The sequence below is a fragment of the Mycobacterium sp. IDUB_37 genome (assembly GCF_055419245.1).
This window is the reverse complement of the sequence record NZ_JBVAXG010000006.1, coordinates 82,081-102,555: the sequence shown is the minus strand read 5'-3', so window position 1 is coordinate 102,555 and position 20,475 is coordinate 82,081. Positions and strand designations below refer to the sequence as shown.

Here is a 20,475-nt window from a genome sequence, read left to right as displayed (position 1 = left end):
CTACGGAAGCAGTGCGATGAGTAGCAACTGGAACAACTGGGCGGGCGACCAGATCTGCGCGCCGTCGATCATCCAACGGCCCACGTCGGAGGCTGAGCTGGTCGAGATCGTCGCCCGGGCCGCTGCGCGAGGGGAGCGGGTGCGGGCGGTGGGCACCGGACATTCGTTCACCGACTGTGCCTGCACTGACGGCGTCATGATCGACATGACGGGTCTGCAGCGGATCGTCAACGTTGACGCCGAGAACGGCTTGGCGACGGTCGAGGGTGGCGCCAAGCTCCACACGATGCTGGCTCAGCTGGCTGAGCATGGATTCGGGATCGAGAATCAGGGCGATATCGACAAGCAGTCGATCACCGGGGCGACCGCGACCGCGACGCACGGCACCGGGGCGCGGTTCACAAACGTGTCCGCCCAGGTCGTCTCGGCGAGACTCGTCACGGCCACCGGCGACGTCCTGGAGGTTTCCGAAGATTCAGGAAAAGACGACTACCTGGCGGCCCGCGTATCGATCGGTGCGCTCGGGGTGATCTCGCAGGTGACGCTCAAGGTGGTGCCGTTGTTCACCTTGCATCGCACGGACGAGCGACGGCCTCTGACCACGACGCTGGAGCGCCTCGATGCGGACGTCGACGCCAACGACCACTTTGAATTCTTCGTCTTCCCCTATGGTGACACCGCGCTGACCCGCACCACGCGGCGCAGCAACGAGGAGCCCCGTCCGGGCCCGGAGTGGAAGAAGAGGCTGGGCGAGCAGGTCGAGAACGCCGGGCTGACCGTCATCTGCCGCGCGGGCCGGCGCTTCCCGAGCGCGGCACCGAAACTCAACCGCGTGCTGACCAGCCTGATGACGCCGTCCACGGTGCAGGACCACGGTTGGAAGGTCTATGCGAGCCAACGCAACGTCAAGTTCACCGAGATGGAGTACGCGATCCCGCGCAAGCACGCACGCGAAGCCGTTCAGCGTGTCATCGATCTCGTTCGACGTCGCAATCTGCCGATCATGTACCCCCTCGAGGTGCGCTTCAGCGCACCCGATGATGCGTTCCTGTCAACCGCGAACGGCCGCGACACCTGCTACATCGCGGTGCACCAATTCATCGGCATGGAGTACGAAAACTACTTCCGCGCCGTTGAAGAGATCATGAACGAGTATGCGGGCCGGCCACATTGGGGCAAGCGCCACTATCAGACCGCCGCCGCACTTCGCGAGCGTTACCCGGACTTCGACCGGTTCGCCGCGGTCCGCGATCGCCTCGATCCCAACCGGGTTTTCCTCAACGACTACACCCGACGGGTGCTCGGTAACTAGCCGAGAGGCCCGGGAAATCCGGGAGTGCCTGCGTACCAACATGATCTCGCGGGCGCATCGAAACGAGCGACGGTATGGCGCCGCCGGCCCGCGGCGCAAATCATGGCAATGGGGCGCCATGACGACATCACGACAGCGAGCCAGGCGCATCCGAGATCAGCTCGCCAGGAGGTATCCACTGCATGACGACGAACGCCATTGCGGCCCAAGTCTCGGGTGACCCCAATTCCGGTCGCACACTGGACACCGCCCGGGGCATTCTCATCGGCCTCCGGCGTTGCTCCTCGGACGAGGCGTTTGACGAATTGTTCAGCGCGGCACAGCGTCACAACATGCCGGTGTTCGCAATGGCATGGGCGTTGGTCCACCTCGCGGGTGGCGGCGACAAGGTGACACCCAGTTTCAAAGACGCACAACGTGCGGCCCGGCGCGAGTGGGGACACCATTTCGCCCGGTCCCTTTCGACCTGCTGATCTCGCGACTTCGGCGGTCAGCGAATCCACGCCGGCGACTCACCGGCAGCACGCAGGGCGGCGACGATTTGCTGCTGCTTTTCGGCGAACCGCTCGCTAGGCGTCGGCACCGAGATGGCGATCACGTTGTCGCCCAGCGCCCTTCGCGCAATGGCCGCCGCCGAAATTCCGGGCGTATGTTCGTCGCGGTCGAAAGCAATTCCCGTGGAACGAATTTCGGTGATCTCGCGGCGCAGTACTTCGGCAACCGACGGCGCAAATCGAGATAACGTGGCTTCGGCCTCTGCATCGTCGAGGGCGGCCAGTGCGGCTTTGCCGTTGGCAGTACCCGCGAGTGGGAAGCGGACGCCGACTGCCGACACCGCCCGCAGTCGGTGAGATGACTCGATCTGGTCGACGAACCACATCTGCTGGCCCCGCAGCAACGACAAGTCGACCGTCTCGCCGTCGGTTTCGGTAGCCACCCTTTCGATGATCGGCCGCAGTACCGCGGCGACGTGCGCTCCGGTGGCGCTGCCGAAGCCGAGTAATCGCTCGCCCAAGCCGAATCGCCCGCCCGAATCGACACTGACCAAACCGACCTCGACCAGACCAACCAGCAACCTGCGCACCGTGGACTTGGCCAGGCCTAGCCGCTCACCGAGGTCAACGAGGCGCAGGCGACCCGGTTCTGCGGCGATTTCGTCGAGTGCCGCGGCGGCACGACGCAGCACCTGGATGCCCTCGTCGCGATTCGGCGATGATTCTCGTTCCGTTTCGGCCACCACCCCACTATAGTGATCCGCATCACGGACTGTGAAGAACCGCATTGTGGAACATAAGGAGAGGGTAGATGAACGCTTTGCCGGTCGGGCGGCATTTCTTTCGCGAGAATGAGGGCTACGAGGCGGCTCGCCGAGGAACCGTATGGAACCAGCGCGTACCCGACCGCTATCCGGAAGTGATCGTTGCGGCCGCCGACACCGATGACATCGTCAACGCGCTTCGCCACGCAAGAGCGAACGGCCTCAAGGTAAATATTCGTTCCGGTGGGCACAGCTGGGCGGCCAACCATCTACAGGACGGCGCCCTGTTGCTCGATGTCAGCCGCATCGACCACGCGACGATCGACGTCGAGAGGAAGGTCGCGGTCGTCGGCCCCGGCAAGGGTGGCAGCATCTTGATGGCCGAACTGGAAGCCCAGAATCTGTTCTTCCCGGCGGGCCATTGCAAAGGCGTCTGCGTCGGTGGTTACCTGCTGCAGGGCGGATATGGCTGGAACAGCCGGGTATATGGCCTGGCCTGCGAAAACGTCATCGGCCTCGACGTGATCACCGCCGAGGGCGAACAGATTCACTGCGACGAAGACAATCACGCCGACCTCTACTGGGCTGCCCGCGGCGCCGGACCCGGCTTCTTCGGTGTGGTGACGTCGTTCTACCTCAAGCTCTATGCGCGTCCGGCGGCGTGCGGAACGAGCGTGTACGTCTACCCGATCGACTACGCCGACGAGATCTACACCTGGGCCCGCAACGTCAGTGCTGAAGTGGACCGGCGCGTCGAGATGCAGATCGTCGCGGGCCGCAGCGTCCCGAGCATGGGCATCGAAACCCCGGCGATCACCTTTGCATCGCCCGCCTTCGCCGACTCCGAGAAAGAGGCCGAGCAGGCTCTCGCCATCTTCGGCACTGTTCCGGTGCTGGACAAGGCGATCGTCGCGGTTCCGTACATGCCGACCGACATGCCCACCTGGTACACCGCGGTGATGTCGAACTACCTGGAGGACTACCGCTACACCGCCGACAACATGTGGACGTCGGCTTCCGCGGCGGACCTGCTGCCCGGGATACACAACATCATCGACACCATCCCGGATCACCCGTCGCACTTCCTGTGGCTGAACTGGGGGCCGTCGCCGGCACGCCCGGACATGGCCTACAGCATCGAGGACGAGGTCTACCTGGCGCTGTACGGAGCCTGGAAGGATCAAGCGGACGACGGCAAGTACGGCGACTGGGCGCGATCGAACATGGCTGCCATGTCTCACCTCGCCACCGGCATCCAACTGGCCGACGAAAACCTCGGACAACGCCCCGCGCGGTTCGCCAGCGATGCCGCGATGGCCAAGCTGGACCGGGTTCGCGCCGAATACGACCCCGACGGTCTCTTCAATAGCTGGATGGGAAGACTCTGATGGCCAACGACCTCTATCTCGGTTACCGCGGCGACGACGCCGCCACACCCTGGGGCAGGTTCTTCAACCCCGAAATGGCTTCGCTGCCAGCACATGTCGTCGATGCACTGCACCATGGCACGCAGGCCGAGCCGACGCTACTGGCGTTGGCCGATGCCGCGAGCGTCGCCGACGAGGGTTACCAGCAGACCGAGAACGGCTTCGGGGTCTTTGACGACGGCAGCTATCAGGTGTCGGTTCGGACCGACATGCCTGGCGTCACGCCGGCGATGTGGTCGTGGTGGTTCGGCTGGCATGGCAGCGACAGCCGCCGATACAAGCTGTGGCATCCACGGGCGCATCTGTCTGCCGCATGGAAGGACGGTGACGATCCCAGCCGTAGTGGCTACATCGGTCGCTGGTCGATGATCAACGAGTACATCGGCTCGGCAATGCTCAGTGCCGCAATCCAATTCGTGGAGCCGAGCGTCATGGGGTTACCGCCCGACTCCGACGATGCCGTTGCGGTTTGCGCGCGACTCGGCTCCGGCGACGCACCGGTAGACGTGGGATGGTTCGTCCACCACGTCCGCTCGACGTCTGCCGGATCCGAGATGCGGTCGCGGTTCTGGATGGGCGGGCCTCATATCGCCGTCCGCAACGCTCCCGACGTTGCGTCAAAGGCGTTACGCCCCATAGCTAAACGGATACTCGGCAACGCCGAGTCCAGCGGACGAAACCTACTAGTGCACTGCGCGCAAGAGATGAACCATCTCGCTGGGTTTCTGCCGGCTCTCTACGAAAACTTCGGCGGCTAGTGGCTTTCGGCGAACGCCGGGGCAACGAACCGCTGCACGAGCTCCCGTTCGACATCGTCGCCTTGGGCCGGCCAGTAGACCAGGGAGAGCACCACGCGGACGATCCACTGCGCGGCAAGCGGATCGCCGTCGGTTAGTCCGGTCAGATCGGCGGCGAACCCGGCCAATAAGGGTGAGGCGGTGAGCCACGTCATCGCATCGAGGTCGCGCACTGAGCCGATCATCAACTGGCTCAGCGGGTCGGAGCGGATCCGCTTGAGCGCCACAGTGATAGCGGTGACCACGCGTTCGGGCCCGCTCAGCGCCTCAACGGCGGAGCGGACGGTTTCGACGATATCGGCCGCCGCCCGAGCCAGGACAGCTTCGCGAATCTCGGCTTTGCCGCCGGCGTATCGGTAGATGGTCGCCCGCGAACAATGCACCTTCGCGGCCAACCGGTCGATATCAAACGCGTCCAAGCCTTCGCGGGCAATCAACTCGGTGGCCGCGGCGTAGATCTTTGCGGCCGCGATCGCGCGCCGATCACCGCCGACCACCCAGTCATCGCGAGGCATCGCTCACCGCCGCAGCGAGAAGAAAGCAATCATGGTTCTCATTCTTGAGACATATGGTAACCGTTTTCTCAGCATAGCCGCAGGTCCGGTGGCTCGGGTGAGACGAACCGCACGCGACCGCGGTCCAGGCGGGTTTCAATCTCCCGCAGATCCATTGACCTGCTGTTATCCAACGATGAGCCTGGAACGATGACCGCGGTTCACGATCCCGTCGAGTTGTTCAGCGCCGAGTCGATGCAGGATCCGTATCCGCTGTACGAGCGAATGCGTGCCGCGGGCTCGGTCCACCGCATCGGTGAATCCGGCTTCTATGCAGTTCACGGATGGGATGCGGTCAATGAAGCCATCCGGCGAACCGACGACTTCTCGTCGAACTTGACCGCGACCATGATGTACACGGCCGACGGTAGCGTCGTGCCATTCCAGATGGACCCTCTTGGCGGGCCGACGCATGTACTGGCGACCGCCGACGACCCGGGCCACGCGGTGCACCGCAAGCTGCTGGTGCGCTACCTGGCCGCCAAGCGGATCCGCGCCATCGAACAGTTCGCGACCCAGACCGCAGAGCTCCTGTGGGTCGAAGGTCTTCGGGGAGGCCTTCGGGGAGGCCTTCGGGGAGGCCTACGTGATGACCGCATCGAATGGATGGGAGCCATGGCGAACCGGCTCCCGATGATGGTCGTGGCCGAACTGATCGGATTGCCCGGCGCGGACGTCGACCAGTTGGTGCACTGGGGATACGCGGCGACCCAACTTCTCGAAGGCCTGGCCGATGAGGAACAACTGTCCGCTGCGGGTGTTGCGGTGATGGATCTCAGCGGCTACATCATCGAGCAGTTCGCCCGCGCTGCTGCCGATCCCAGGGATAACCTGCTCGGCGAGTTGGCGAGAGCCTGTGCCGCAGGCGAATTGGATGCGCTCACCGCGCAGGTCATGATGATCACATTGTTCGCCGCCGGGGGAGAGTCCACCGCGTCGTTGCTGGGCAGCGCCGCCTGGATTCTGGCGAGCCGCCCAGACATCCAGCGCCGGGTGCGCGAAAACCCCGAGTTGCTCGGCGCCTTCATCGAGGAAACCTTGCGTTATGAGCCCCCGTTCCGGGGCCACTACCGACACGTACTGCGCGACACCACCCTGGGCGGCGTCGACTTGCCGGCGCACTCACGTCTACTGCTGCTATGGGGCGCGGCCAACCGGGATACGGGCCACTTCGAGACGCCGGGGGATTTCCGCTTGGACCGCGGAGACGGCAAGAGCCACCTGAGTTTCGGTAGGGGAGCGCACTTCTGTGTCGGCGCCGCATTGGCCCGACTGGAAGCTCAAATAGTGTTGCGTCTGCTGCTGGACCGCACCTCGCGCATCGAGATGGTCGAAGTCGGCCGCTGGCTGCCCAGCATCCTGGTCCGCCGCCTTGAGCGTCTCGAACTAGCCGTTGAGTGAGCAGCGGGGGGCTATGCGGGTGGCGGGGGCAGCACACTCGGGGACACGATGAATGCCTCGACCGCGGTGGCGGCTTCGTAACCGTCCACCTCGACCCGCCACTCGTAGATGCCCGGGTCCAATGGAATTCCGCCCGGGATATTCAGGGTGAGCGGCATGCGAACCGCGGTGCCGTGGATTGCGCCGGGGAGTCGACCGGCCTCTGCGGCCGCTTCAAACAGAATTCGCTGCGGACCCTGCGGGCCCGGCACTACCACCGGTCGGCCGTCGGTGGTCAGCAGTTGGCAGGTGAGCTTGTGTTGCTTATTGGTCTCGTCCCAGTCGATGTCCAGGAACATCACCAAAGCGAAAGGGGGCGTTGGTGTTTGGCACTGCCGCCAGCCCAGCCCCAGGGTGTGTACCTTGCCTGACTGAGTATCGGCCTGGGCCGCGTCCGCGAGAAAGAGGCTGACCTTCACGGTGCCACCGCGGGTTGCCGCCTTGAGATTGCCCCCGTATCGAGATCCATCAGATCAACGTCCTGTTCCCAATCCGTATGCAATTTCGCGGACCTCGACTGCCTTGACCGAGTCCATTCCGACCGCCCGATAATACGCCGCGCCGACAGCGGCGACTCGCCAGGTTTATGTCGCACGACTCGGCGACTGTACCTGTCGCTATCAGGTGTTGCGCCAGGCTATTTGGCGGGCGGCAGTTGCCACGGTCCTTCGGGCGGGCGTAGCTCACGGGGACCGTCCCGCTCCGCCAGTTCACGGGGCCCATCCCGCTCCACCAGCTCGCGCCGGCCATGCCGTCCCGACGTTCCGACTGAAAGGTTCGTTGCGTCCCGCGGGGGAACCTGACCCAGCGACGGTCTGTCGGCACTGCCCCCGACATGGCCGTAGTTTCCGGAGTCGTAGTACTGCGCATAGTTCTCCCGCGCCGATTCGCCACGCGACGATTCGATCCGGGTGGGACCGGCGGGCGGGTTCGCCCGGGTCTCGGGAGCAGGAGGTTGCAGCACCTGTTGGGGCTGCCCCTGCTGCACCTGCTGCGGCTGCCCAGCGCCATCGGAACTCTCGGAGTTCACCGTCACCTTGCGGGTGCGCTTGAGTGAGAAGGCGATCTCCTCGACCTCTTCGAACACCTGACGTGCCGAGCGCAGCGGCTGGGTGGTGTTGTCGATCACCCGGGCGACGAAAGGCGGCATCAACGGACGGATCCAGCGAGCAGCCGCCTTAGTGGCGTCCGGGATGGATGGAATCAGCGGTGAGCGTTCGTCATTAGCCACTTCTACCTCTCGCGGGACCTCGCGGGGCTCTCTGGGTGCTTCGTAGTGCTCGACGGATTGTGCGACCGGCTGGATCTGTGCAGGCGCGTACTCCGCGACCTCAAGCTGGGCATCGACATACTGCTGCCCGGGGGGCAGTTCGGCCCTCGCGGATGGATAACCACGGCTGGCAGCCTCGGCTTCAGCGGCGATCGGCAAATACATGTCTTCCTCCACGGGCTCGAAGGTACGCTCCGACAAAGCGTGCACTGGGGCCTCGAGCGCTTCGACAACTCGACGTCGCTGCTGCTCGCGGTCGATCTCGGCCTGGGCCTCGATGGCAAGGCGGGTCTGGGCGAGCTGATGCTCGGCCCACATGATTTCAGCGGCGCGGCGGACCTCTGCCCGCTTGACCGCGATCGCGGTGTCGGCATCCAGTTCGGCGCGCTCCTGTTCCGCGCGGGCCGCTGAATGCCGGTCGTGGGTGGTCTCGCCGCGCCACATCCGCAGAATCAGCGGCATCAGGTACAGCAGCGTGAAGAACGCGATCGTCAAGACCCTCAGGACCAGAGCGCCGGCGCTGGCCCCCGGACCGGCGAGGGTCAGTTCGTTCATGGCTACCCAGCGGGAGCCGAGGCCGTGACCGGCGTCGGCCACCACATTGTTCCTCGCGGCGTTCAGCGCCTGCTGGTCGCGCGACACCGTCGCGTCCAGGTCAGGCGCCTGCCGGTCGCGGACGGCCAGTGCGTTGTCCAGCTCGCGCTGCGCGTCGGCGAGCAGCTCATTTGAGCTGCGAGTCTCTGGTCCCCGGCCGGGAACGCCCGTGATGCGGGTCTGCGGGCAGCCGGGCGTGGGGTTGTATTCACAACGTGCCACCACCAGGGCCTTGTCCAGGTGACCGCGAGCTTGCTCGACCGAGCTGTCGAGCGCACCGCGTGCCTCACGCGCCTGCTGCAGGGTGGTCGAGGCCTGCGCAACGGCCGGGGCCGAGTCCGCGGTGCGCAGCGCCCGTTCATCCAGCCGGTGGTCGATCGCACCGGCGAAGACGACCAGTGCCGCGAGCTCGCCCACGACCACGCCGACAGCGACAGCAACCGCCGCGCGACTCGCCAGGCCGGACCAACCTCGAGCCGGACCGCTGGCAATGCCACGAGCGACTGCGCCAACCAACAAGCCGAAGACAAGGGTCAACGCGATGGTCACCCCAAGTGGAACCGAACCGGCTACAGCAGCCTGGACCGCCAGCGTGGCCACCAGCCACGCCAGCCCGGCCCCGAACACCACTACGGCGCCCGCGACGGCGTGCATGGACCGCTCATGGCGCTCCCCGAGTTCCGGGGAATGCCCACCACCAAGCCAGGTCAGCAGCCCTTCGAACCGCGAAACGACCGAGCGCTGCTCAGTAAATTCGTGCGCGCGCATGGACTCCAACACCTCCAATTACCTCCAGCGTGGCAGGCTGCCACCCGACACACCGAATCGAAGAGCTCCCTTGTGGCGTTGTTCACAACCCGGTGATGGGTGGCCACAGATCACTCACAGGGGCCGCAGAGCCGCCCCGCAAACAGGGCCGCCGGTGCTTGTCCGCGGTCAAATTGCGGCGACGCGAGCGGGTCAACGCCAGACAGCGCGGACGGCATGAGACGGTATCAATCTATGCAAAACCATGACTTGATCACCTACGAAGAGTTTGGCCGCAAATTTTTCGAGACTGCGGTGACGCCGGACCGTGTCGCGTCCGCGCTCTCCGACCTCGCGGGCACCGAATTCGCCATCGAACCGATGGCGCAGGGTCCGGGTGGCATTGCGAAGGTGAGTGCGAAGGTCAAGATTCAAGAGCCCTGGGTGACCCGCAAACTCGGCGAGCTCATCACGTTCGTCATCCACATTCCACTGTCCATCGATCTGCTTATCGACTTGCGGCTGGACAAGCAGCGCTTCGTGGTGGCCGGCGATATTGCGTTACGTGCCACCGCACGCGCGGCGGAACCGCTATTGCTCATCGTTGACGTCTCGAAACCGCGACCCTCCGATATCACGGTGAATGTGTCGTCCAAGTCGATTCGCGGCGAAATGCTGCGCATCCTGGCCGGCGTGGACGGAGAAATCCGCCGGGTCATCGCGCAGCACGTGAAGGAAGAGATCGATTCGCCCAACTCTCAGGGCGCACAGGTCATCGACGTGGCCGCCGAGCTGGCACGCCGGGATGGTTGACGAATTCGACTGTCTTACATGCCAGATCGGGCGTAGTTCCAATTGCCGGTCGCTGTGCTGGCTCGTTCGCGCGTGCGCGTCGCGCCGTTATACACGTCAAACCTGAGGGCTAGCCAGCAACGGTGCGCTAATGTACCCCGGTGCAGCCGCAACGTGGGGCGGCGGCGATGCGCATCTAGCGGGGTGTGTAGTCAAAAACGGGGATTAACTAGGAGGTTTCTATGGCCAAGCGATGGTTGTTCGCGGCTGTCGTGGTCACTGCCACACTCATCACGGGCTGTTCGTCTGGCAAAACGGTGACAGTCCATTCGTCGGGCACCAGTTCCGGCAAGTCGACATCCGCCGCAGCCCCCTCGACCGAAGAAAGCTCCACCGAGTCGGCTCCCGTTACGCAGCTGGACACTAGCCAGTGCGTCGATGTGACCGGCGCGAACCTGGACCTGATCACGGCGTCGGACAAGGATGCCGCGCGCAAGGCCGCAGACACCCTCGAGCAGTACAGCCCCCCGTCCAAGGTCAAGGCCGCGATCGAGCACTTCGTCACCACTGGCGGGGCGCACTTCGATGACCCGGACTACACCAAGAACAATAAGCTCGTGAAGGACTGGGTCGAGCAGGTCTGCCCCACGTAATCGCGCTGATCGCGAAACCGGCGCCGTGGGTCCATAGTGTCGGGCCTGCGGCGCCGGAATTCATTTGCGCGCAATTGCGGCCATTACCTGCGGTGTTTCCGACCCGCGACGCCCGGGTACCTCGAAACATGCGGCACGGCCGCGGTGAGGAGCGAATGAGTTGGCACGAGTAGACGTTTCGACGACATCGAAGGTGGAACCGGAAGCCGCCTGGAAACTTGCGTCCGACCTTGGTCGCTTCGACGAGTGGATGACGATCTTCGCCGGTTGGCGCGGCGAGGTTCCCGAAAAGATCGAGAAGGGCACGCGCGTTTCGTCTTGCATCAAGGTCAAGGGATTTCGCAACGTCATCCACTGGGAAGTGACCAAGTACGACGAACCGAATGCGATCGAGCTCAGCGGGCGCGGCCGAGGTGGGGTTCGACTGACCGTGGCGATGTCGGTCGCCAAGAAGGATCCGGGCTCGGACTTCCACCTCACGGCCGATCTGTCCGGGGGCGTTCTGGGCGGACCCGTCGGCAAACTGGTTGCCAGGATCATTCGGTCGGATGTAGAAAAATCTGTGCACAATCTGGCCCAACTGTAGCGACCGGCCCTGTGCGCTAGCGGTTTTGAGGCAGGACCCCGACCATGAACTCACGTTCGGCCTGACGAACCCGGCGCCGCTCCTCGGCTAACCAAGCCAATCCGGCACTGAACGCCAGCATCCCGCAACTCGTCGCGGCGACGCCGATGCCAGGATGACCGAGCGTGAAGGTGATCGCCGAGACCGCGATTGCGATGACAGTCCCGACGACGACGACAAGTCCAGGGACCCACTCGACTTTCGCTTCGAGATTGTCCAGATCCTCCGCGGAACCATGCGAATGCAGACCTACCGGATGGTGCGCTATGTCTGTCAACAGTGTCTCCTCTGTCGCATTCATTGCATTCGACCGTCCCGCGGCCGCTTGAAGCCCTTTCGTTACCTACCCGAAAAGCTTTCTGGACAAACGGGTTCCGACCCAACCTGTGCTAGCGCAGCCGCCGTACTTGTCGGGTCTCGATGGCGTTTATGGTCAGGGCACGGCTGCCGATCCGCCAGCCCACGTCAGTCGACTCGTACTCGTCGTCGTAACGCAGGTGCCAGACGACATCGGCCACTTCGTCGGCACGGCGATTCCAGTGGTGCGCGATACAGGTGATGCGGCCGCGTGCGAACCCGGGCCGCGGCGCCGCGTCGTAGATCTCGCCGACGATCTCGTGCTCGGTCCGCTCCACCTGCTCGACGGCAGCGACGGCCGCGGCAATGGCCACCAGACCACGGTGTGCATGGATCGGTTCCAGCGCGGCCGGCGGATCCGGCACCTTCAATTCCGCTGTTTCCACGAAAAGCTCTGTCACTGAATCGAATTGCCGATCATCGACGTAGGCGGCATAGCGGTGGACCAGGTCGCCCAGAGCCAGTCGGTCCGCGACGGTAAGCGTCACGACGTCGCGGCCGTCTGGCTGCGCACCGCCTCGAGCAGGGTGGCCGCCCGAGGATCGGTGAAGATGTCTTCCAACAGCAGTCGACGTCCGTCCGGGCCGGTCAACGGAATTCGCCAGTTCGGGTACTCGTCGGTGGTGCCGGGCTGGTTCTGAGTGCGTCGATCGCCGACAGCATCGGTCAGTGCCACGCCCAGCAGCCGTGACGGCGTCCTACCCAGGTATCGGTATAAGGCCAGGATCAGCTGCTCTGGGTCGTCCTCGCCGTCCTCGATGAGGCCGACGCGGCGCAGTTCGGCCAACCATGCCGCGCGGTCTGCCGCAGCGGCCTCGAGTTCGGCATCGACGGGCCGAGTCAGCAGTCCCAGCGATTCACGCAGTCGGACATGGTCACCGGCCAGATAGCCGGCAGTCGGCGGCAGGTCGTGGGTGGTCACCGAGGACAAGCAATACTCCCGCCATCGCTCCGCCGGCAGCGGGCCACCGGAACCGTCGCGGTCCGCCTCGAACCAGAGGATCGACGTGCCCAGAACGCCACGTAGTAGTAAGTAGTCTCGGACCCACGGCTCGACGGTTCCCAGGTCCTCGCCGACCACCACCGCTCCGGCCCGCTGCGCCTCGAGGGCGACGATCCCGATCATCGCTTCGTGGTCGTAGCGCACGTAGGTGCCATCAGTGGGCGGCACGCCGCTTGGGATCCACCACAACCGGAACAAGCCGATGATGTGGTCGATGCGTACGCCTCCGGCGTGCCGCAGCACCGCCCGGATCAGAGCACGGAACGGTCGATACTCCAGCTCGTCGAGCCGGTCTGGCCGCCACGGTGGCTGCGACCAGTCCTGGCCGAGCTGGTTGAACTCGTCTGGGGGTGCTCCCGCGGTGACCCCTAGGGCCAGCACGTCCTGCAGTGCCCACGCGTCTGCTCCATTGGGATGGACGCCGACCGCGAGGTCGTGCATGATCCCCAGCGACATACCGGCACGAGTGGCCTGTGACTGCGCCCCAGCGAGCTGCTCGTCCAGTTGCCATTGCAGCCAGCGGTGAAAATCGACCGCGGCGGCGTTCTTGGCGACGAATTCCGCGACCCCTCGGCCATACGGATGCCGCAACGATTTGGGCCACCGATGCCAGTCGGCGCCGTGCTTCTCAGCCAAGGCACACCAGGCGGCAAAGTCGTCCAGGGCGCGGCCCTCCCGGGTCCGGAACGCGGCGTAGGCGATCTCGCGACCTGCCGATCGGGGTTCCCGGTGGATGAGTTTCAGAGCGGCCCGTTTGGCGGCCCATGCGCCGTCGCGGTCGATGCTGTCGATCTGATCCGCATTGGCCTGCACCTCGGCGCGCAACTGGCGCACCCGACCGCGCTTGGCTAAATCCGCGTACTCGGGAATGGCTTCGACACGAAGGTAAAGCGGATTGACGAAGCGCCGCGAGGTCGGCAGGTAAGGCGATGGCTCCATGGGCTCGTTCGGTCCGGGAGGTGCCGCGGCGTGCAGCGGATTCACCAATACATAGTCGGCTCCGTGCGCTGAAGCCGACCACAGCGCGAGATCGGCCAGGTCGCCGAGGTCGCCGACACCCCAGGACTGTTGAGACCGCACGCTGTAAAGCTGAGTGGCCAGGCCCCAGCCGCGATGCGCGCCAAGGCTCTGCGGCAGGCCCAGCCAATCAGGCGTCACCACCAGGGCGGTGCTGGTCTGATAGTCGCCGGATTTCAGCTGCACACGGTGATAGCCGAGCGGCAGATCTGTGGGCAACACGAAGCTGGCCTCGCCGACCCATCGTCCGTCCAGGTCGAAGGGTGGAGTGAAGTTGTCGACCTGCGCCAATCCGCTGCGTTCCGTCCCGTCCTCGAGTTGCAGCGTCACTTCGGCCGGATCCCCGTGGGTCACATGCACCCAGAACTGCGTCTGGGCGCCCGATCGGCCGACGATGGTGGGCGGTAGTGGCCGGGCCCAGTGAGCGCGAAGGTGTGCGGTCAATGCGGTATTGCGGGCCTGCTCGGTGGCGGCGGGCACACCCAGAGCGCCGAGAACAGCCACCAGGGTGTTTTCGGAGACGAGTACGAGCCGCCCGGTCCAGTCCTGATAACTGGTCGCGATGCCGAACTGCTGGGCGAGTTCGACTAGCGAAGGCGCAAGCTCAGTCATGTCGCCCATCTTTGCGCCCGGCACCGGAATATGGGGAACAGCGGGGCGATTTCATCCAAGAGTATTCGCCGAGCAGGTGCCCAGAACTCAGCATGGCGGATGCCACAGTCTGCGACTTACCGCGCCGACTCGCCCATTCGCAGCTAACATGCCCAGTGAAGATACAACGAAACCTTGGGGGATCCAGCGCGGTCGTGGCCGTCTGGCAAGGTCTGCGCGATTGCCCTACGGTTATCCACGTGCTTTAGCGCCTACTAAATCCAAGCGCTACAAATTTCAGCGTTTTGACTGACCGAGAGGTGATCAAGCGTGGCCGAACATAGCCGCGGACAGCGAGGGTCGGGGTACGGCCTTGGGTTGTCGACGCGGACCCAGGTAACCGGATACCAGTTCCTGGCGCGCCGGACCGCGATGGCGTTGACCCGGTGGCGGGTGCGCATGGAGATCGAACCGGGCCGGCGTCAGACGCTGGCCGTGGTTGCATCGGTATCCGCTTCCCTGGTGATCTGCCTGGGAGCGTTGCTGTACTCGTTCATCAGCCCATCGGGGCAGATCAACGACGCACCGATCATCGCCGATCGGGACACTGGCGCGCTCTACGTCAAGGTGGGGGACAGGTTGTACCCCGCGTTGAACCTGGCATCCGCACGGCTGATCACCGGGCGACCCGACAACCCGCACCAGGTCAAGGGCACCCAGATCAGCTCCATGCCGCACGGCCCGCTGGTCGGCATTCCGGGAGCGCCGTCGGAGTTCGCGCCCAAGAATCCTCCCGCTTCGTCGTGGCTGGTGTGCGACACCGTCGGCGGCACATCATCGGGTCTGCCAACTCCGGGTGGCGTGACGGTGACCGTGATCGACGGAACCCCGGACATGTCCGGGCACCGCAAGGTGCTGAACGGATCAGATGCCGTGGTGCTGAGCTACGGCGGCAACACCTGGGTCATCCGCGAGGGTCGCCGTTCGAAGATCGACGCGACGGACCGGGCGGTGCTGTTGCCCTTGGGCTTGACCCCGGAGCAGGTCAGCCAGGCGCGGCCGATGAGCCACGCTCTCTACGACGCGCTGCCGGTCGGACCCGAATTGCTGGTTCCCGAGGTACCGAACGCGGGAGCTCCGGCCACCTTCCCGGGTGCTCCCGGTCCCGCCGGGACGATCCTGGTGACGCCGCAGATCAGTGGGCCGCAACAGTATTCGCTGGTACTGGTGGACGGCGTGCAAACGCTGCCGCCGTTGGTAGCGCAGATCCTGCAGAACGCCGGGCGCCCCGGTAACACCAAGCCGGTCACGGTCGAGCCCTCGGTGTTGGCCAAGATGCCGGTGGTGAACCGGCTGGACCTATCGTCTTATCCGAACGATCCGTTGAACGTGATGGACATCCGGGAGAACCCGTCGACCTGCTGGTGGTGGGAGCGGACCGCGGGTGAGAACCGGGCTCGCGTGCAGGTGGTCTCCGGGCCGACCCTTCCGGTCAAGTCAAGCGAGATGAACAAGGTCGTGAACCTGGTGAAGGCCGACATGACCGGCCGCGAGGCCGACCAGATCTACTACGGCCCCAACTACGCGAACTTCGTTGCCGTGACCGGCAACAATCCGGGTGCAACGACAGCAGAGTCGCTGTGGTGGCTCACCAATGCCGGCGCGCGGTTCGGCGTGGACGACACCAAAGAAGCACGTGACGCCCTCGGGCTGACCCTGCAGCCGAGTCTGGCGCCGTGGGTGGCGCTGCGGTTGCTGCCGCAGGGCCCGACCCTGTCACGCGCGGATGCGCTGGTTGAGCACGACACCCTACCTATGGACATGACGCCTGCAGAGTTGGTGGTACCGAAGTGAAACGTGGTTTTGCACGCCCTACGCCGGAGCGTCCGCCGGTAATCAAGCCCGAGAACATCGTCCTGCCGACGCCGCTGAGCATTCCTCCTCCGGAGGGCAAGCCCTGGTGGCTGATCGTGGTCGGCGTTGTCGTCATCGGCCTCCTCGGCGGCATGGTGGCGATGACGTTCGCCAGTGGTTCCCACGTATTCGGCGGCGTCGGATCGATCTTCCCGATCTTCATGGTCGGCGGCATGATGTTGATGATGTTCCGCGGCGTCGGCGGCGGCCAGCAGCAGATGAGCCGACCGAAACTGGACGCCATGCGCGCGCAGTTCATGCTGATGCTGGACATGCTGCGCGAGACCGCCCAGGAGTCGGCGGACAGCATGGACGCCAATTACCGGTGGTTCCACCCGGCGCCGAACACCTTGGCGGCCGCGGTCGGTTCTCAGCGGATGTGGGAGCGCAAGCCGGACGGAAGGGACCTCAACTTCGGGGTCGTCCGCGTCGGCGTCGGCATGACCCGTCCCGAGGTGACCTGGGGCGAGCCGCAGAACATGCCGACCGACATCGAGTTGGAGCCGGTAACGGGTAAGGCGCTGCAGGAATTCGGCCGCTACCAGAGTGTCGTCTACAACCTGCCCAAGATGATCTCGGTGCTCGTCGAGCCCTGGTACGCGCTGGTGGGCGAGCGTGAGCAGACACTCGAGCTGATGCGCTCGATCATCCTGCAGTTGGCCTTCTCGCACGGGCCCGACCACATGCGCTTGATCGTCGTCAGTTCCGATCTGGACGAGTGGGACTGGGTGAAGTGGTTGCCGCACTTCGGTGACGCACGGCGCAACGACGCCGCAGGCAGCGCGCGGATGGTCTACAGCTCGGTGCGGGAATTCGCCGCGGAGCAGGCTGAACTGTTCGCCGGACGCGGATCGTTCACGCCGCGGCACGCCAGCTCATCGGCGCAGACCCCCACACCTCACCACGTGATCATCGCCGACGTCGATGACCCGCAGTGGGAGTACGTGATCAGCGCCGAAGGCGTCGACGGCGTGACGTTCTTCGACCTGACCGGTTCGCCGATGTGGACCGAAGTCCCCGAGCGCAAGCTGGAGTTCGACAAGATCGGCGTGATCGAGGCCCTGCCCCGCGACCGTGACACCTGGATGGTGATCGACGACAAGGCGTGGTTCTTCGCGCTGACCGACCAGACGAGCATCGCCGAGGCCGAGGAGTTCGCCCAGAAGCTGGCCCAGTGGCGCCTCGCCGAGGCGTACGAGGAGATCGGGCAACGGGTAGCCCACATCGGTGCCCGAGACATCTTGTCCTACTACGGCGTCACCGACCCGTCCTCGATCGACTTCGAGGACCTGTGGGGCAGCCGTACCGACACCATGGGCCGGTCCCGCTTGCGGGTGCCGTTCGGCAACCGCTCCGACAACGGCGAGCTGCTGTTCCTGGACATGAAGTCGCTGGACGAGGGCGGTGACGGCCCACACGGCGTCATGTCCGGTACCACCGGCTCCGGTAAGTCCACCTTGGTGCGAACCGTGATCGAGTCACTGCTGCTCGCTCACCCGCCGGAGGAACTGCAGTTTGTGCTCGCCGACCTCAAGGGTGGATCGGCCGTCAAGCCGTTTGCCGGCGTACCGCACGTCTCGCGCATCATCACCGACCTGGAAGAAGACCAGGCGTTGATGGAGCGATTCCTGGACGCGCTGTGGGGCGAGATTGCCCGGCGTAAGGCGATCTGTGACAGCGCCGGTGTCGACGACGCCAAGGAGTACAACTCGGTTCGGGTCAGAATGCGGGCCCGCGGCCAGGACATGGCGCCGCTGCCGATGCTCGTCGTCGTGATCGACGAGTTCTACGAGTGGTTCCGGATCATGCCGACCGCGGTCGACGTGCTGGACTCCATCGGCCGGCAGGGACGTGCCTACTGGATCCACCTGATGATGGCCTCGCAGACCATTGAGAGCCGCGCCGAGAAGCTCATGGAGAACATGGGCTACCGCTTGGTGCTGAAGGCACGTACCGCGGGCGCCGCCCAGGCGGCCGGCGTGCCGAACGCGGTCAACCTGCCGGCGCAGGCCGGTCTGGGCTATTTCCGGAAGAGCCTCGAAGACATCATCCGGTTCCAGGCCGAGTTCCTGTGGCGCGACTACCTGCGGATTTCCAGCGCCGACGGTGAGGAAGCGCCGGTGCTGGTGCACAGCATCGACTACGTCCGCCCGCAACTGTTCACCAACTCCTTTACGCCGCTCGAGGTCAGTGTCGGCAGCCCCAACATCGAGCCGATCGCGGCATATGCCAACGGCGAAGTGGTGGAGGAGGAAGAGGAGCAAGCGATCCGGACGCCCAAGGTCGGCACGGTGATCATCGACCAACTGCGCCGGATCGACTTCGAGCCCTACCGGTTGTGGCAGCCACCCCTGACCCGCCCGGTGCCCATCGACGAACTGGTGAACCGCCTGCTCGGTCGGCCCTGGCACAAGGACTACGGCACAGCCCGGAATCTGGTGTTCGCGCTCGGAATCATCGACCGCCCGTTCAAGCATGACCAGCCGCCGTGGACGGTCGACACCTCCGGGCCGGGATCCAACGTGCTGATCCTGGGCGCCGGCGGTTCCGGGAAGACGACCGCACTGCAGACTCTGATCTGTGCGGCGGCGCTGACCCATACGCCCGAGCAGGTGCAGTTCTACTGCCTGTCCTACAGCAGCACCGCATTGACGACCGTGGCGCAGTTGCCGCACGTGGGTGAGGTGGCCGGCCCGACCGATCCGTATGGCGTGCGCCGCACGGTGGCCGAGTTGCTGGCGTTGGTGCGCGAGCGCAAGCGCAGCTTCCTCGAGTACGGCATCGCTTCGATGGAGATGTTCCGGCGACGTAAGTTCGCCGGCGAAGCCGGCCCGGTGCCCAACGATGGCTTCGGCGACGTCTTCCTGGTCATCGACAACTACCGGGCGCTGGCCGAAGAGAACGAGGTGTTGATCGAGCAGGTCAACATGATCATCAACCAGGGTCCCTCGTTCGGCGTGCACGTGATCGTCACCGCCGACCGTGAATCGGAACTGCGACCGCCGGTGCGTAGTGGTTTCGGCTCTCGTGTCGAGCTGCGACTGGCCGCGGTGGAAGATGCCAAGCTGGTGCGTTCTCGATTCGCCAAGGAAGTCCCGGTCAAGCCTGGCCGTGGCATGGTGGCGGTCAACTACGTGCGGTTGGACAGCGACCCACAGGCCGGCCTGCACACCCTGATCGCTCGGCCGGCGCTGGCCAACACCGCGGACAACGTCTTCGAGAGCGACAGCATTGTCGCAGCGGTCAGGCGGCTGACGACGGGCTCGGCCCCGCCGGTGCGTCGTCTGCCTGCACGGTTCGGCGTGGAGCAGGTGCGCGAGCTTGCGGCGCGGGATACCCGCCAGGGCGTCGGTGTCGGCGGAATCGCTTGGGCGATTTCAGAATTGGACCTGCAGCCGGTCTATCTCAACTTCGCCGAGAACTCGCACCTGATGGTCACCGGCCGACGCGAATGTGGGCGTACCACGACGCTGGCCACCATCATGTCCGAGATCGGGCGGTTGTACGCGCCTGGTGCCACGAGTGCTCCGCCGCCGCCACCCGGACGACGGACCGCGCAGGTCTGGCTGGTCGACCCCCGTCGCCAGCTGCTGACCACGCTCGGCTCGGAGTATGTGGAGAAGTTCGCCTACAACCTCGACGGCGTGACGGCGATGATGGGCGAATTGTCTGCCGCCCTGGCAGGCCGTGAGCCTCCGCCCGGGCTGTCCGCCGAGGAGCTGTTGTCGCGGTCGTGGTGGAGCGGTCCGGAGATCTTCCTGATCGTCGACGACATCCAGCAGCTACCGCCTGGCTTCGACTCGCCATTGCACAAGGTGGTTCCGTTCGTCACCCGAGCAGCCGACGTGGGCCTGCATGTGATCACCACCCGCACCTTCGGTGGCTGGTCTTCGGCCGGCAGCGACCCGATGCTGCGCGCCCTGCACCAGGCCAACTCGCCGCTATTGGTAATGGACGCCGATCCGGACGAGGGCTTCATCCGCGGCAAGATGAAGGGCGGTCCGCTGCCCCGTGGTCGAGGCCTGCTGATGGCCGAGGACACCGGTATCTTCGTGCAGGTTGCGGCAACCGAGGTGCGTAAGTAAGACCGCTGTCGCTGCGGCTGGGGTTGGCTCGGACTTTCG

Annotated in this window: 17 protein-coding genes; 10 read left to right on the top strand and 7 right to left on the bottom strand. The window is 65.0% G+C overall.

The genetic code is table 11. From position 1 onward, the window contains the following. Positions 1-16 precede the first annotated feature (16 nt). Complete coding sequence (locus ACZY1I_RS20860) at positions 17-1,312, top strand: D-arabinono-1,4-lactone oxidase (RefSeq protein ID WP_463756526.1); 1,296 nt, start codon at positions 17-19, stop codon at positions 1,310-1,312. A 182-nt stretch (positions 1,313-1,494) separates the two neighbouring features. Continuing rightward, positions 1,495-1,785: an ANTAR domain-containing protein gene (locus tag ACZY1I_RS20855; protein ID WP_463756523.1), complete on the top strand. Its 291-nt coding sequence runs from the start codon at positions 1,495-1,497 to the stop codon at positions 1,783-1,785. Between the two features lie 17 nt (positions 1,786-1,802). Here the strand turns inward: ACZY1I_RS20855 and ACZY1I_RS20850 are convergent, their stop codons facing one another. Further along, positions 1,803-2,594 (bottom strand): IclR family transcriptional regulator, encoded by a 792-nt coding sequence (locus ACZY1I_RS20850; protein WP_463756521.1) that lies wholly within the window; start codon positions 2,592-2,594, stop codon positions 1,803-1,805. 23 nt (positions 2,595-2,617) lie between these two features. Here ACZY1I_RS20850 and ACZY1I_RS20845 point away from each other — a divergent pair, with 23 nt between their 5' ends. Both ACZY1I_RS20845 and ACZY1I_RS20840 read left to right on the top strand, forming a co-directional pair. Continuing rightward, positions 2,618-3,958 (top strand): FAD-binding oxidoreductase, encoded by a 1,341-nt coding sequence (locus ACZY1I_RS20845; RefSeq protein ID WP_463756519.1) that lies wholly within the window; start codon positions 2,618-2,620, stop codon positions 3,956-3,958. Further along, positions 3,958-4,755, top strand: a complete 798-nt coding sequence (locus ACZY1I_RS20840) for a DAPG hydrolase family protein (RefSeq protein ID WP_463756517.1) — start codon at positions 3,958-3,960, stop codon at positions 4,753-4,755. Before ACZY1I_RS20845 ends, ACZY1I_RS20840 begins: the two co-directional genes overlap by 1 nt. Here ACZY1I_RS20840 and ACZY1I_RS20835 read toward each other — a convergent pair. Further along, the gene (locus tag ACZY1I_RS20835) at positions 4,752-5,309 is read right to left on the bottom strand and encodes a TetR/AcrR family transcriptional regulator (RefSeq protein ID WP_463756515.1); all 558 of its coding nucleotides are present in this window, start codon (positions 5,307-5,309) and stop codon (positions 4,752-4,754) included. The two genes, ACZY1I_RS20840 and ACZY1I_RS20835, sit on opposite strands and share 4 nt — an antisense overlap. Positions 5,310-5,498: 189 nt before the next feature. On the opposite strand from ACZY1I_RS20835, the gene ACZY1I_RS20830 reads away from it, so the two are divergent. Further along, entirely contained in the window at positions 5,499-6,749 is a 1,251-nt protein-coding gene (locus tag ACZY1I_RS20830; protein WP_463756512.1) for a cytochrome P450, read from the top strand. Between the two features lie 11 nt (positions 6,750-6,760). Here ACZY1I_RS20830 and ACZY1I_RS20825 read toward each other — a convergent pair whose 3' ends face one another. Both ACZY1I_RS20825 and ACZY1I_RS20820 read right to left on the bottom strand, forming a co-directional pair. Next, positions 6,761-7,207 carry a DUF6941 family protein gene (locus tag ACZY1I_RS20825; RefSeq protein ID WP_463756510.1) on the bottom strand — a complete coding sequence of 149 codons (447 nt, stop codon included), beginning with the start codon at positions 7,205-7,207 and terminating at the stop codon, positions 6,761-6,763. A 218-nt stretch (positions 7,208-7,425) separates the two neighbouring features. Beyond that, positions 7,426-9,420, bottom strand: coding sequence for a DUF4407 domain-containing protein (locus ACZY1I_RS20820; protein ID WP_463756508.1), 1,995 nt, complete (start codon positions 9,418-9,420; stop codon positions 7,426-7,428). A gap of 234 nt (positions 9,421-9,654) precedes the next feature. On the opposite strand from ACZY1I_RS20820, the gene ACZY1I_RS20815 reads away from it, so the two are divergent. The 3 genes from ACZY1I_RS20815 to ACZY1I_RS20805 all read left to right on the top strand — a co-directional run bounded on the left by ACZY1I_RS20815 (position 9,655) and on the right by ACZY1I_RS20805 (position 11,430). Then, a complete protein-coding gene (locus ACZY1I_RS20815) occupies positions 9,655-10,212 on the top strand; it encodes a hypothetical protein (RefSeq protein ID WP_463756506.1) in 558 nt (185 codons plus the stop codon). Between the two features lie 221 nt (positions 10,213-10,433). Beyond that, positions 10,434-10,844 carry an arsenate reductase/protein-tyrosine-phosphatase family protein gene (locus ACZY1I_RS20810; protein ID WP_463756504.1) on the top strand — a complete coding sequence of 137 codons (411 nt, stop codon included), beginning with the start codon at positions 10,434-10,436 and terminating at the stop codon, positions 10,842-10,844. Between the two features lie 160 nt (positions 10,845-11,004). Continuing rightward, on the top strand, positions 11,005-11,430 hold the full coding sequence (locus ACZY1I_RS20805) for a type II toxin-antitoxin system Rv0910 family toxin (protein ID WP_463756501.1): 426 nt from the start codon (positions 11,005-11,007) through the stop codon (positions 11,428-11,430). Positions 11,431-11,446: 16 nt separating this feature from the next. Here the strand turns inward: ACZY1I_RS20805 and ACZY1I_RS20800 are convergent, their stop codons facing one another. The 3 genes from ACZY1I_RS20800 to malQ form a co-directional block, all read right to left on the bottom strand. Continuing rightward, a complete protein-coding gene (locus tag ACZY1I_RS20800; RefSeq protein ID WP_463756499.1) occupies positions 11,447-11,746 on the bottom strand; it encodes a hypothetical protein in 300 nt (99 codons plus the stop codon). A gap of 112 nt (positions 11,747-11,858) precedes the next feature. Then, positions 11,859-12,314: a nuclear transport factor 2 family protein gene (locus ACZY1I_RS20795; protein WP_463756497.1), complete on the bottom strand. Its 456-nt coding sequence runs from the start codon at positions 12,312-12,314 to the stop codon at positions 11,859-11,861. Then, positions 12,311-14,458, bottom strand: a complete 2,148-nt coding sequence (malQ, locus tag ACZY1I_RS20790; RefSeq protein ID WP_463756495.1) for a 4-alpha-glucanotransferase — start codon at positions 14,456-14,458, stop codon at positions 12,311-12,313. Before malQ ends, ACZY1I_RS20795 begins: the two co-directional genes overlap by 4 nt. A gap of 309 nt (positions 14,459-14,767) precedes the next feature. Here malQ and eccB point away from each other — a divergent pair, with 309 nt between their 5' ends. Further along, positions 14,768-16,291, top strand: a complete 1,524-nt coding sequence (gene eccB, locus ACZY1I_RS20785; RefSeq protein WP_463756493.1) for a type VII secretion protein EccB — start codon at positions 14,768-14,770, stop codon at positions 16,289-16,291. Then, positions 16,288-20,436 carry a type VII secretion protein EccCa gene (gene eccCa / locus ACZY1I_RS20780; RefSeq protein WP_463756491.1) on the top strand — a complete coding sequence of 1,383 codons (4,149 nt, stop codon included), beginning with the start codon at positions 16,288-16,290 and terminating at the stop codon, positions 20,434-20,436. The genes eccB and eccCa overlap by 4 nt, the downstream gene beginning before the upstream one ends. Positions 20,437-20,475: the final 39 nt, after the last annotated feature.

Bases quoted from the DNA above. Each gene is read 5' to 3' on its own strand.
- ACZY1I_RS20860 (WP_463756526.1), top strand. From the start codon at position 17: ATGAGTAGCAACTGGAACAACTGGGCGGGCGACCAGATCTGCGCGCCG.
- ACZY1I_RS20855 (WP_463756523.1), top strand. From the start codon at position 1,495: ATGACGACGAACGCCATTGCGGCCCAAGTCTCGGGTGACCCCAATTCC.
- ACZY1I_RS20850 (WP_463756521.1), bottom strand. From the start codon at position 2,594: ATGCGGTTCTTCACAGTCCGTGATGCGGATCACTATAGTGGGGTGGTG.
- ACZY1I_RS20845 (WP_463756519.1), top strand. From the start codon at position 2,618: ATGAACGCTTTGCCGGTCGGGCGGCATTTCTTTCGCGAGAATGAGGGC.
- ACZY1I_RS20840 (WP_463756517.1), top strand. From the start codon at position 3,958: ATGGCCAACGACCTCTATCTCGGTTACCGCGGCGACGACGCCGCCACA.
- ACZY1I_RS20835 (WP_463756515.1), bottom strand. From the start codon at position 5,309: ATGCCTCGCGATGACTGGGTGGTCGGCGGTGATCGGCGCGCGATCGCG.
- ACZY1I_RS20830 (WP_463756512.1), top strand. From the start codon at position 5,499: ATGACCGCGGTTCACGATCCCGTCGAGTTGTTCAGCGCCGAGTCGATG.
- ACZY1I_RS20820 (WP_463756508.1), bottom strand. From the start codon at position 9,420: ATGCGCGCGCACGAATTTACTGAGCAGCGCTCGGTCGTTTCGCGGTTC.
- ACZY1I_RS20815 (WP_463756506.1), top strand. From the start codon at position 9,655: ATGCAAAACCATGACTTGATCACCTACGAAGAGTTTGGCCGCAAATTT.
- ACZY1I_RS20810 (WP_463756504.1), top strand. From the start codon at position 10,434: ATGGCCAAGCGATGGTTGTTCGCGGCTGTCGTGGTCACTGCCACACTC.
- malQ (WP_463756495.1), bottom strand. From the start codon at position 14,458: ATGACTGAGCTTGCGCCTTCGCTAGTCGAACTCGCCCAGCAGTTCGGC.